The following is a 12,306-nucleotide window of genomic DNA, read 5'->3' as shown; positions in this document are numbered from 1 at the left end:
GTGAGAAAGAGTCTGTGTTTTCGTTAAGTTTTTGATAATAAAGATTTAGCTTCAAATGTTTTATGAATGCTCTCAGTTTTAATCACAAATTAATGGTTTGTTGTGAACTTGGTCACGGAATTGATTGGAGTGGCACATTATTGTGCGACTCTTAGTCAATTTGTAAAAAATACGATATTTAGCCGCTTTACCACTGATAAGTGTGTAAATGCACTAAAAATAAAATTCCTCAATAGGCATCGGTAATGATTGATGGGGATCTAATCATAATCGATGGTTGCACCACCTAAGGAGTCACTAATGATTTTAGAAGAGGTTGTTGAGCTGTCGCGCTTTCAATTTGCGATGACAGCTATGTATCACTTCTTGTTTGTTCCCTTAACTTTAGGTTTAGCTTTTTTGCTGGCTATCATGGAATCACTTTATGTGATGACAGATAAACAGATCTATAAAGATATGACCAAGTTTTGGGGTAAGCTGTTTGGTATTAATTTTGCCTTAGGTGTTGCTACCGGGCTAGCTATGGAGTTCCAGTTTGGCACTAACTGGTCATATTTCTCACATTACGTGGGTGATATTTTTGGTGCTCCATTGGCGATTGAAGGTTTGATGGCCTTCTTCCTTGAGTCCACCTTAGTGGGTATGTTCTTCTTTGGTTGGGACAGGTTCACCAAACGTCAGCATTTAGCTGTCACTTGGTTAGTAGCGCTTGGTTCTAACATGTCTGCATTGTGGATCTTGGTTGCTAATGGTTGGATGCAGAACCCTGTCGGTTCAGTATTTAACTATGAAACGATGCGTATGGAGATGACTAATTGGGGCGAAGTGCTATTTAACCCTGTTGCTCAAGTTAAGTTTGTTCATACTGTCGCTTCTGGTTATGTTGCTGGAGCCATGTTCGTATTGTCGATCAGTGCTTACTACATCTTGAAGAAGCGCGACTTACCGTTTGCACGTCGTTCATTCGCCATTGCTGCAAGTTTTGGTATGGCATCTATCCTATCTGTTATCGTACTCGGTGATGAATCAGGCTATAAAGTCGGTGAAGTTCAGCGTGTTAAATTAGCTGCAATTGAAGCTGAGTGGCACACTGAGCCAGCTCCAGCTGCATTTACAGCGATTGGTTTCCCGAATCAAGAAACCATGGAAACAGACTTTGCTATAAAAATTCCTTATGCCATGGGTATTATTGCGACACGCTCACTGGATGAAGAAGTCACGGGGATTAAAGATTTAATTGCCGAACACGAAGTGCGTATCAGAAGCGGTATGATAGCCTATGGGATGCTGACGAGGCTTCGCTCTGGTGAAGAAACCCCTGAGCTAAGAGCGGCGTTCGAAGAGGCAAAAGTTGACTTAGGTTATGGTCTACTGTTGAAGCGTTATACTGATAAGGTTGTCGATGCCACTGAAGAACAGATCATTGCAGCGGCTAAGGATTCTATTCCAAACGTAGCGCCTATGTTCTGGTCTTTCCGTGCCATGGTGGGAGCTGGCATCATTATGTTGTTTGTGTTTGCCGCCGCTTTCTGGCAGAGCACACGTCATCAAATTGAAGAGAAACCTTGGGTTCTTAAAGCGGCGCTTTATAGCTTACCACTGCCATGGATTGCCATTGAGTGTGGTTGGTTCGTTGCAGAATATGGACGTCAGCCTTGGACTATTTCCGAAGTGCTGCCTACCTTTATGTCCGCATCGAGTCTTTCGGTTAGTGACTTGTGGTTCAGTATTATTTCTATTTCGGCGTTCTACACCGTGCTACTCGTCATTGAGCTTTACTTGATGATTAAGTTTGCTCGTCAAGGACCAAGTTGTATGAAGACTGGCCGTTACCACTTTGAAAACTTAGATGCCTAAGCAGGAGATCTGATCATGTTTGATTATGAATTATTAAGATTTATCTGGTGGGCACTCATAGGTGTGCTGTTCATTGGATTTGCAGTTACGGATGGTTTTGATATGGGGGTCGGCGCACTTTTACCTATTTTAGGCAAAGATGACACCGAGCGTCGTATTATGATTAACTCCATCGCCCCACATTGGGATGGTAACCAGGTATGGCTGATCACTGCCGGTGGCGCGCTCTTTGCCGCTTGGCCTATGGTATACGGTGTCTCATTCTCTGGCTTCTATGTCGCGATGATGTTGGTATTGTTCGCCTTGTTCCTACGTCCGGTAGGTTTCGATTACCGTTCGAAGATTGAAGATCCAAGATGGCGAGCTGCGTGGGATTGGGCACTGTTTGTTGGCGGTTTTGTTCCACCGCTAATTATCGGTGTTGCATTTGGTAACTTATTACAAGGTGTTCCATTTAACTTTGATGAGTATTTACGTGCAACTTATCACGGTGGCTTCTTCGGCCTGTTGAATCCATTTGGTCTGCTTGCTGGCCTTGTGTGTGTCAGCATGTTTATGATGCAAGGTGCTACTTGGTTACAGATGAAGACAGAAGGCGAGCTTAGAGTTCGTGCTGCTAAAGCCGGTCAGTTATTCGCGGCTCTGCTATTCGTTCTATTTGGTGCCGCTGGCGTTTGGTTAGTCAATGGTATTGATGGTTTTGTCATTACTTCGACTATCGACACTTATGGCATATCAGATCCAACCCTTAAAACGGTTGCAATAGAGTCTGGTGCTTGGTTGGCGAACTATGATAAGTATCCATTCACTATGATGTTCCCTATTATAGGGCTAGTGATGCCACTGCTTGTTTTACTGACGAGTCGCTTAAACCGCTCAGGCTTCGCCTTCTTGTTTAGCTCATTGGCGATTGCTGCCGTGATCTTAACTTGTGGCGCCGCTATGTTCCCATTCGTCATGCCGTCTTCTTTGGAGCCAAACGTGAGTTTGACCATGTGGGATGCCACTGCGAGTAAAATGTCTCTGACTGTAATGACATGGGCTGCGATTATCTTTGTTCCGATTGTTCTCTCATATACCATATATACCTATATGAAGATGTTCGGTCGTTTATCGCGCGAATTTATTGAAAATAATAAGACGTCACTTTACTAATAGGAGCCATAAGTATGTGGTATTTTGCTTGGATACTAGGTGTTTTGCTGGCGTGTTCGTTCGGTATTATCAACGCGTTATGGCTTGAAAATACAGAAAACATGGACAGAGATGCTGAAAAGAACGATTAATAATTTATCGCTCTAGTCGATACAAAAAGCCCCACCCTTGAGAAAGGAGTGGGGCTTTTTATTTATCGGGGCTAAGAAGGTTAGAGGTCAGGCTAAGAAGGTTAGAGGTCAGGCTAAGAAGGTTCGAGGTAAGGCTAAGAAGGTTTGAGATAAGGCTAAGAAGGTTCGAGGTCAGGCTAAGAAGGTTTGAGATAAGGCTAAGAAGGTTTGAGATAAGGCTAAGAAGGTTTGAGATAAGGCTAAGAAGGTTTGAGATAAGGCTAAGAAGGTTCGAGATAAGGCTAAGAAGGTTCTAGGTAGGGCTAAGAAGGCTCGAGTATAAAGCTGAGAAGGTTCGAGATAGGGCTGAGAAGGTTCAAGGTAGAGCTAAGAAGGTTCAAGGTAGAGCTAAGAAGGTTCGAGGTCAGGCTAAGAAGGTTCGAGATAGGACTGAGAAGGTTCAAGGTAGAGCTGAGAAGGCTCTAGGTGGAGCTAAGAAGGTTTGAGATAAGGCTAAGAAGGTTCGAGATAAGGCTAAGAAGGCTCTAGGTGGAGCTAAGAAGGTTAAGGTACATGTCATTCCGGCATGCTTGTGGCCGGAATCCAGTTTGAATGATTTAAGGTTTGTTCGCTTCAAGTAAGATCATCTTATCGGCTATTTGATTGATGATTACTATCGCTACGAGCTACGAGCTACGAGCTACGAGCTACGAGCTACGAGCTAGGAGCTACGAGCTAGGAGGTATGAGGTATGAGAAAGGCAAGGGAGAAAGTAAATCCTTTCTCCCTGCTAAGTGGTTTTCTAGAGACTTTTGCTTCGGGCCTAGAACCTTGTTTTCGAGCTTTACTTATTTACGCTTTAAATATGCTTATTTGTTGCTTAATTTCCGCTGCAATCGTAGATAACTCTTGGGCTGAATCGACAGTCTCGCCAGCTCTTTGCTCACCATCTCGCGCAAGCTCAGTGATTTGATGCAAGTTGCGGGTGATCTCTTCGGCGACGGCACTTTGCTGTTCAGTCGCACTCGCGATACTGCTAGAAGCAATGGCTAGCTCGCCGATGCTATTAGTGATCTGATTAAGTTGGCAACTGGCTTCTTTGCCCTGTGTGGCGGATGCAATGCCGAGTTGTTGACTTTGGCCCATCTGCTCTGCGGTAATTTTTACCTGTGACTGCAGTTGATTAATGGTAAGGCTTATCTCTGAGATTGATGTTTGAGTCCTCTGAGCCAGTGTGCGTACTTCATCGGCGACAACCGCAAAGCCTCTGCCTTGCTCTCCAGCTCTGGCAGCTTCAATTGCCGCGTTGAGCGCAAGCAAATTGGTCTGTTCGGCAATACCGTTTATCACCTCTGTAACCTGACTGATAGCTTCGCTTTCTTTAGTGACGCCTTCAACGCTTGCATGACTTTCGTTAAGCTGTTGACTCAGCTTTGCTAGCCCTTCAACGACTAAGTTAAGCTGCTCATGGCCTTCGCGAGATGCAGCATCGACTTGTTGACTCTTATCTGCCCCTTCACTGGCGTGACTGGCAACATCTCTTATTGATGTTGACATCTCTTCGATGGCGGTAGCTATTTGATCTGTTTGCGCCATCAATGATTGAGCTTCTTCACCGTTTAATCTAGCTATTTTTTGGGCGTTTTCTGCTTGTGATTCTAAGGTCTTTACCGAAGTCTGTAATGCTAATATGAGCTGTCTTAATCCATCGGCCATTCTTGAAGTACTAATAGTGATCTTATCGACTTCATTGTTACTATTAACGCTAGGCTTAGCGAACTCTTGTGATAATTCACCTTTGCCGAGCAGGTCGAGTTGCTGTTGTAAGGTGCGCAGTGGTTTTAATGTTTTGATCAACACCATAGAAAGTAAGAGAGTGATCAAGAATATACCGACTAAGGCTACCACGGCATTAATACTAAGCAGTTTTAAACTTTCTTCGTTAAGTTCACTGACTTTTGCTATCCCTATAAGCGCCCAATTCCATCCGGGAATATTGATACTGTAGGCATACATTTGTTGTTGATTTTCATTAAGGTAGTGCCATGAACCTTGGTCTGTTAATACTTGATCTGAAGTTAAACCATGTAACACCTCTGGGGTGATAATGGTTCCGCTGGGGTAATTGGGATGAGCGATGATACTCTGCTCTTTACTACGTATCAGCATGAAATGACCTGATTCTTCTATGCTTAGTTGCGTAATGGTTTGCTTTAGCTGAGTGAGAGAATCGGTGATATCGAAACCAATATATAAAATTCCAATGACCTTACCTTGAAGATCGGTAAAAGGGCGATATACCGTCATGTAATCTTTACCAAATAAGTTGGCATAACCTTCATAAACCTCACCCTTGATTAATGCATTATAGCCTGGATGGTTTTTTCCAAGGTAGGTAACAAGTGCACGTTTACCATCGGCTTTTTTAAGAGAGGTAGAGATCCGCAGAAAGTCATCACCGTCACGTACAAAAATGGTGGCATTACCACCCGTTAAGTTTGAGTAGCGATCGACTTTACTTTTAGTTGCATTGAGCTGTTCTTTTTCATGTACCAGTGCTGGGGTCGCTTTACCAAATATTTTGACTGTTTTATCTGGGGTATAAAATTGACCCGGATACATGACGCGCAATATGTCGGCATTGCGACGTGCTAAGGCTAATAAACTGGAATACTGTAGCTCGATCAGTTTGGCAGCACCTTCAGTTTGAGCTTGCATTGCGGTGATACCTTTATCTTTTAAGGTGTCGGCAGCACTAAGATAAGAGATGCTGCTTAACACTCCGAATATAATTACCGTTAATATAAAGGCTAATGTCCCTATCTGTTTAGCGATAGGCCAGTTTTTATAATTCATGTGAGGTCCATGTTTTTTTTAATGTGGTTAATGTAATTCACATTAACAATCAATGAATTGATATAGGTCTAAAAGCGACTTAAAAGAGTGTGACTTAAGTTGTTTTTTTGATGGCGGGGTGAGAATTGGCAAAGGTAGTGATGTAAAAGCGATGGTAACAAGGTGAGCTCTCTGAATGATAGGGCACATATTTTATGTAGCTAGCCAGAAGGAGTCAGCAATGACTCCTTCTGGCTTATCGCAATGGGTATGGTTTAATTAATGGCTTTCAATGGCTAACTCACTAGCGTCGTTATCAAGCTGAGTATTTTTTTTGGGCCTCATGATGAGTTTATACATAGTTGGCACCCATACCATAGACAGTAAAGTGGTCAGTAAAGTACCGCCAGCAATAGCAATGGCGAATGGAGGCCAGAAGCCGCCGCCAGCGATGATCAATGGTAAGAAACCACCGATTGTGGTGATGGTCGTGGATCCAATATGTCGTCCACAGCCTGATACGACTTTGACGATAGTGTTTATATTACCTGCTCGTGCATCGGTTTGCTCCTCAAGTTCAGCCAAGATAACAATCGCAGCATTAATGGCTAAGCCCATTAGGCCAAGTAAACCAATTATCACGGTAAATCCGAAGGGGTAACCGAATAGGTATACAGCCAGTAACCCCAGTCCAGCCGATTGTAGGGCGCTAAACAAAATAATCGCCGTGAGCCTGAACGAGTTAAAGGACAGCACCACAGTTGCTAATAGTAAGGTGACGACTAAAACTAAGTTAGACAGTAAGTTACCCACCGCCTCATTTCGTTTAGCACTCTCACCGCCTATTTCGATATGGTATCCAGCAGGAAGTGCTAACGCGTCTATATTCACTTTTGCGTCATCTAATACCTGCTGCGGTAACACACCACTGACTATGTATGCCTCGACCGTATTGACTCGTTGGCCATCACGGCGGGGAATAGCGCCGCGGCTGACTTGGATCTCGCTCTTAGATAGCGCCGACAAGGGAATGCCCGCACCCGATGATGAGACTAAATTTATCTCAGAGAGCTTCGATTGCTGTTCACGAGTACTGTCTTGTAACCTAACACGCACAGGCAATGATTCTGTTTGCTCTAAAATACTGCCGCCATTGATCCCCGTTGTGGCCATCTGGATCTGCTCGGCTATCTCGGTCAAGTTGAGTCCGCTCATCAGGCTGGCATCCTCATTAATTTGGAACCACACTTTTGGCGCGCCAGCACTTAAGGTTGCCCGGGTATGAATAACATCGGGTGTTTCACTTAAAATTCGTCTGATCTCATCACCAATCAATCTAAGCTGATCGAGATTTGGGCCAAAGACACGTAGTTCCACTGGGGCATTGAAAGGCGGGCCTTGTTCAAGCTTTCTCACTAGCACCTGGGCTTGTGGATTGGCTAAATCTAATGCTTGCTGAAGTTGGGGGAGCAAACGGTTGGCTGTTTCGAAGTCTTCGACTTTTACCATTGCCTGAGCATAGTTACTGGCCCCTTGCTGACGTTGCAGTAGGTTGTAATAAAACGAGGGAGTATTACCGCCTATAACCCAATCTACACGGGTTACTCCTGCTGTATCCCTAAGCTGCTGATCCATTTGTTCCACTAAGACTCGTGTACTCTCTACACTGGCATGCGGGGGCATATAGACCTCTATCTGGAACATATCGCGATCTGATGGCGGGAAGAATTGCTCTGTCATCTGGCCGGAAGCGATGAAACCGCTTATGGGGAGTATGCCTATTAATAAGGCTGACAATAGCGGACGTTTAAGGGCGTGCTCCAATGAGGCATTAAATAGTTTACTCACTTGAGGCAGATCTATCCCTCGCTGATACCACTTGTTACCTGTACCATCGGCGCCAAATCTGCCCGCTAAACCTGCGATTAACGTGTGGGAGATTAGGTACGAGCCTAGTAAGGCAAACATCACCGAAATAGCGATGCCACCAACAAACTCACCTGCAGCACCGGGCATCAGCACAATAGGTGCAAAGGCTAGCATGGTGGTAATGGTAGAGCCTGCTAGCGGCAGCCAGAGGTGCTTGAGTGTAGCTGTTACAGCAGCAACGCGTGACTGACCTTGTTGTCGTCGTTGGGCGATAGCATCGACGATAACAATGGCGTTATCGACCATGATCCCTAGCGCGACCACTAAACCAGTGACGGACATTTGGTGTATAGGCAAGCCGACATATTTCATACAAGCCAAGGTGAACAGGGCGGTAAGTGGTAAGGATAACGAAACGATAAGTGCGTTTCGAAGTCCCAATGTCAGCATTAACACCACAAGTATGATGATGAAACCTAACAGCAGACTACCGACTAAACCACCGAGACGATCACTGGTATATTTTTCTTGATCGAATAGCCATTGGATCTCGATATTCGCAGGAATACTTGCTTGTAGTGCTTCAACTTCGACTCTCACTTTAGCGAGCCACAGATCAACCCGGGTATTATTTAACATACGTGCTGCGACCATCACACCTTGCGATTGTTCAATCAGTGCAATGGAGTTCGCAGGGGTTTTAGGCTGTTTGCTGATGGTGGCGATATCGCCTAAGCGGATGATTTGGCCCTGATGATCCATTTTTAGAGGAACTTGACGGATCCTTGAAAGGGAGTCAAGTTCACCGGAAACTTCTATCAGCGCTCTAAAATTGCTGTTATTAATCTCACCAGCAGAGACTTTAGTATCTGCTTTATTGAGAATATCGGCAATGAGGGCAGGCGTCAGTTGCAGTTGGTTAACCTTGTTACCGTCCAGTTGGACTAACACCTCTTCGATTGGCGCACCGTAGAGCTTAACAAAATCGGTACCACTGAGAAGTCTGAGTCGGCTCTGAAGTTCTTTGGCGTAGCGGTTTAGCATGTCGGTGCGGATCTCACCTCCGCCAGTCCAAACCATGCCGAGAATTGCCGTATTGGCATAACCAATTTGGTCATCAAGTTTGGCATTACGTGCGGCTACGGGCAGCTGAGATTTTGCATCGGCGACAAGATCTCGGGCTCTTGACCATACTGGATCGGTATCCATCACATTGTCTTTTAGCTCGAGTTGGATCACCGAGATCCCTGGGCGGGAAGTCGATTGAACCAATTTTATCTCTTCAAGTCGGCGAAGTTCATTCTCTAAGACTTCAGTGACTAAGGCTTCGACTCGCTCGGCAGAGGCGCCGGGATAGGGAGTGATCACCGAGGCAAAACGGTTGGTAATATCTGGGTCCTCCATACGTGGCAAACTGGAGACCGCGCCCAAACCTGCAACAATGAGTAAGGCAATAAATAAGCTTGCTAGGCGTCCATTCTCAACAAAGGCTTTAATCATCGAGATCACCTCGCCGCAGTTGCAGCATTAGTTACAGGTTTAACACGTTGACCGACAACCAGCTTTTGCAAGCCTTGATCGATATAAGACTCATTAGCTTGAACGGCACCTTGAATAAATGCCATTTCGTTCTTGGTATAGAGGATCTCAATATCCCGGCGTTCAATATTAAATGTTTCATGATTATCTTGCGTCGCATCATTACTGAGTACATAGAGGTTCCACGGGCCTCGAATGCCATCGGTGAGGGCTGAAATCGGTACCCAATAACCAGGCTGTGATATCTGCTTTTCATAGGTGAGATAGGCCAGTTCACCATTGATCACCTTTGAATCTGCGGCGAGTGATAAGCGCACTGGTACTGTGCGGGTGATGGAGTTAACCTCTGCACCTATGCCTTCAATAAATGCAGCGTACTGTTTATTTGCGACACGAAGATAAATTTGTTGTTTAGTGGTAAATTGCTCTGCAATGTCAACGGGGACACCGACAATGGCTTGAGGTGCATTGTCTTGAATCAACGTGAACACAGGGCTACCGACATTAATGACTTCGCCTAAATTGCTACTTCTTTTACTAATCACACCATCGAAAGGCGCCACTAGGGATGATTTTTCTATTCTCAATGTGTTCGCTGACAGAGAAGCTTCGAGTCGTTTTTTCGCGGCAAGTAAGCTATTGAGTTGACCTTTTAGTTCATCTAATTGCTGCTCTGAAGTATATCCTTGCTTCTTGAGCTCAATACTTCGCTTTAAGGTGTTTCTCGCTAATTGTAAATCTGCACTGTTCTGTAATACGCTGGCATTTAACTCTGCGCGCTCGGCTTCTAGCAATGCAGTATCTAATTGGGCTAATAACTGTCCTGTTTTCACTGAGTTGCCACTGTCTACGGCAATTTGCTTTATTTTACCAGCGAGCTCAAACCCAACACCTGTCGTGTTGGTTGCTCTGATGATGCCGGTAAATTCCTGGCTATGCAGATAAGAGGGTGACAAATTGAGTGAAGATGTTGTCACTGTCTGTACGCTTGTCTGGGTCGCGTGGCTGGTGACTTCCCCCTGACAAGCGCTCAATAAACTAATAAGCAAGACACTCATTAAACCTTTAGATCTTGCTGCAACTGTTAAAATACCCATACCGATCCGCATCCTTGGTTAATCTAGAGTGATAAAACTGTTAAAACTAGACTGTCTAGTCTATTTTGAAAGAACTGGACTGTCTAGTCTACTTTGTGATTAAATGTGTCTAAATTATAAGAACCTTGTTAATAGAGGGTTGTATATGAACTTAGTGACACCAAGTGCTAATTTAAGTCGTAGCGAGCAAAAACGTTTACAAATCTTAGAAGCGGCTATCGAGCTGTTTTGCGGACAGGGCTTTCCCAACACCAGTATGGATGAAGTGGCAAAGCGTGCTTGCGTATCGAAACAGACTGTCTACTCACATTTCGGCAGTAAAGATGAATTATTTGTCGCTTCTATTGAATCTAAGTGTGTGGTCAATCGTTTAACCGATGATGTGTTTAGTGATCCAAGTGAGCCCGAAGCTGCACTTCACTGCTTTGCAGAATATTTTGGTGAGTTAATTGTCAGTCCAGAGGCGATCACCGTATTTACAACCTGTGTTGCACAGGCTGAAACGCATCCTGAAATATCGAAAATGTTTTTTAATGCGGGTCCACAACATCTTTTAGAACTACTGTCAGATTATTTAGAGAGAGTTGAAAAACTTGGGATTTATCGCTTTGACAGTGGTCGTAACAGTGCTGTTCGTCTCTGTTTAATGATGTTTGGTGAGATGCGACTCAAGCTTGAATTGGGCTTAGGTGTAGAAGATCTCGTTGCAGGCAGGCCTAGTTACCTTAAAGAAACAATTACTATGTTCTTAAAAGCTTACCGTGTAGCTAACCAATAGTAGTTAACATTCTCCGTTTGTCTTTATTCGCCTTAAACCTATAAATTCGACTTTAAACTAGTAAAGTTGGCATTCATTGCCGACTGCTAAAGGAATTAGCATGATTAAGTCTCCTCTTCTGTGTTCGGTGTGTTTCCTAGCATCTGTTTTATCGCCAATGTGTGCAGCTGCCGAACAAAGCCCCAAGCAATATTCTCCATTTAGTATCAGCGCTTCTAAAATTATGACTGGCGAAGCGAATGTCGGCTCAGGGGAACAGACGCTTCAACGTGATAGTTGGATACTCGATGCAAAAATCAAACAGCCGTTAAATAGACAGTGGTCGGTAGGATTAGATTTGAGTTATGCCGATCTCGATTATGATTGGCAAAACGTTAAGCAACCTATGTTTGATGGCTCCGTTAATACATGGAGTGCCTTAAAACGTTACAGTGCAGGCCTTTCTGTGATGTACAGACCCGATAAACATTGGATGTTTATGATGGCGCCAAAGCTGCAATATGCCTATGCAGATGTTGACGGCGTCTCAAGCAGTGATGCGATGAGTTATGGTGTGGTCGCGACGGGAATGTATCGCTTTGACGATGGCAATATGCTGGGGTTTGGCGTCGCTTATCTCAATGATATTTCAGATGTTCGTACCGTTCCTTATCTTGCCGTAAGGTGGCAGATTACCGATAAACTTCGTTTAGGTAACCCTTTTTCAGCAGGCTTTAGTGGTCCAGCTGGCTTAGAGTTGGCCTATAAGATCAGCCCTACTTTTGATATTGGTGTGGGGACATCTAAACGGACACAAAGATTTCTTATTCAAGATGAAGATACGACAGTGGAAGTCGACGAGTGGATCAGTTTTATCAGGACTGGCTGGGCTGTGACCCCTTCGATTAACCTGAATGCTTACGCCGGTTATTATTTCAATGGTGAGATGGAGCTCAGTGAGCCTGAATTAGTTGAAACAATCGATAATCAGGTAGCGTTCGCTTTAGCGGCTGAGTACAAGTTTTGATAGCAAATTAACAAAATGGGTTCTAATCGTTTAGAACCCATTTTTATTGGACAGTTTGAA

Annotated in this window: 8 protein-coding genes; 5 read left to right on the top strand and 3 right to left on the bottom strand. The window is 44.4% G+C overall.

The genetic code is table 11. The features are described from left to right. Nucleotides 1-300: 300 nt before the first annotated feature. From FM038_RS16270 to cydX, 3 genes are read left to right on the top strand one after another with little or no spacing between them, the layout of a single operon-like run. A complete protein-coding gene (locus FM038_RS16270; RefSeq protein WP_142874392.1) occupies nucleotides 301-1,857 on the top strand; it encodes a cytochrome ubiquinol oxidase subunit I in 1,557 nt (518 codons plus the stop codon). 15 nt (nucleotides 1,858-1,872) lie between these two features. Beyond that, nucleotides 1,873-3,012 carry a cytochrome d ubiquinol oxidase subunit II gene (cydB, locus tag FM038_RS16265; protein WP_142874391.1) on the top strand — a complete coding sequence of 380 codons (1,140 nt, stop codon included), beginning with the start codon at nucleotides 1,873-1,875 and terminating at the stop codon, nucleotides 3,010-3,012. A gap of 14 nt (nucleotides 3,013-3,026) precedes the next feature. Next, complete coding sequence (gene cydX, locus FM038_RS16260) at nucleotides 3,027-3,143, top strand: cytochrome bd-I oxidase subunit CydX (RefSeq protein WP_142874390.1); 117 nt, start codon at nucleotides 3,027-3,029, stop codon at nucleotides 3,141-3,143. 831 nt (nucleotides 3,144-3,974) lie between these two features. Here cydX and FM038_RS16255 read toward each other — a convergent pair. The 3 genes from FM038_RS16255 to FM038_RS16245 form a co-directional block, all read right to left on the bottom strand. Next, nucleotides 3,975-5,978, bottom strand: coding sequence for a methyl-accepting chemotaxis protein (locus FM038_RS16255; protein WP_142874389.1), 2,004 nt, complete (start codon nucleotides 5,976-5,978; stop codon nucleotides 3,975-3,977). A 258-nt stretch (nucleotides 5,979-6,236) separates the two neighbouring features. Beyond that, entirely contained in the window at nucleotides 6,237-9,326 is a 3,090-nt protein-coding gene (locus FM038_RS16250; protein WP_142874388.1) for an efflux RND transporter permease subunit, read from the bottom strand. A gap of 5 nt (nucleotides 9,327-9,331) precedes the next feature. Further along, on the bottom strand, nucleotides 9,332-10,462 hold the full coding sequence (locus FM038_RS16245) for an efflux RND transporter periplasmic adaptor subunit (RefSeq protein ID WP_223292877.1): 1,131 nt from the start codon (nucleotides 10,460-10,462) through the stop codon (nucleotides 9,332-9,334). Nucleotides 10,463-10,607: 145 nt separating this feature from the next. Between FM038_RS16245 and FM038_RS16240 the strand changes: the two genes are divergently transcribed. After that, complete coding sequence (locus FM038_RS16240; RefSeq protein ID WP_142874386.1) at nucleotides 10,608-11,240, top strand: TetR/AcrR family transcriptional regulator; 633 nt, start codon at nucleotides 10,608-10,610, stop codon at nucleotides 11,238-11,240. Between the two features lie 100 nt (nucleotides 11,241-11,340). Further along, nucleotides 11,341-12,246: a DUF6268 family outer membrane beta-barrel protein gene (locus FM038_RS16235; RefSeq protein WP_142874385.1), complete on the top strand. Its 906-nt coding sequence runs from the start codon at nucleotides 11,341-11,343 to the stop codon at nucleotides 12,244-12,246. The last annotated feature ends 60 nt before the right edge of the window (nucleotides 12,247-12,306 follow it).

Source organism: Shewanella eurypsychrophilus (genome assembly GCF_007004545.3).
Classification (GTDB): domain Bacteria; phylum Pseudomonadota; class Gammaproteobacteria; order Enterobacterales; family Shewanellaceae; genus Shewanella; species Shewanella eurypsychrophilus.
This window is presented reverse-complemented; position numbering and strand designations above follow the sequence as displayed.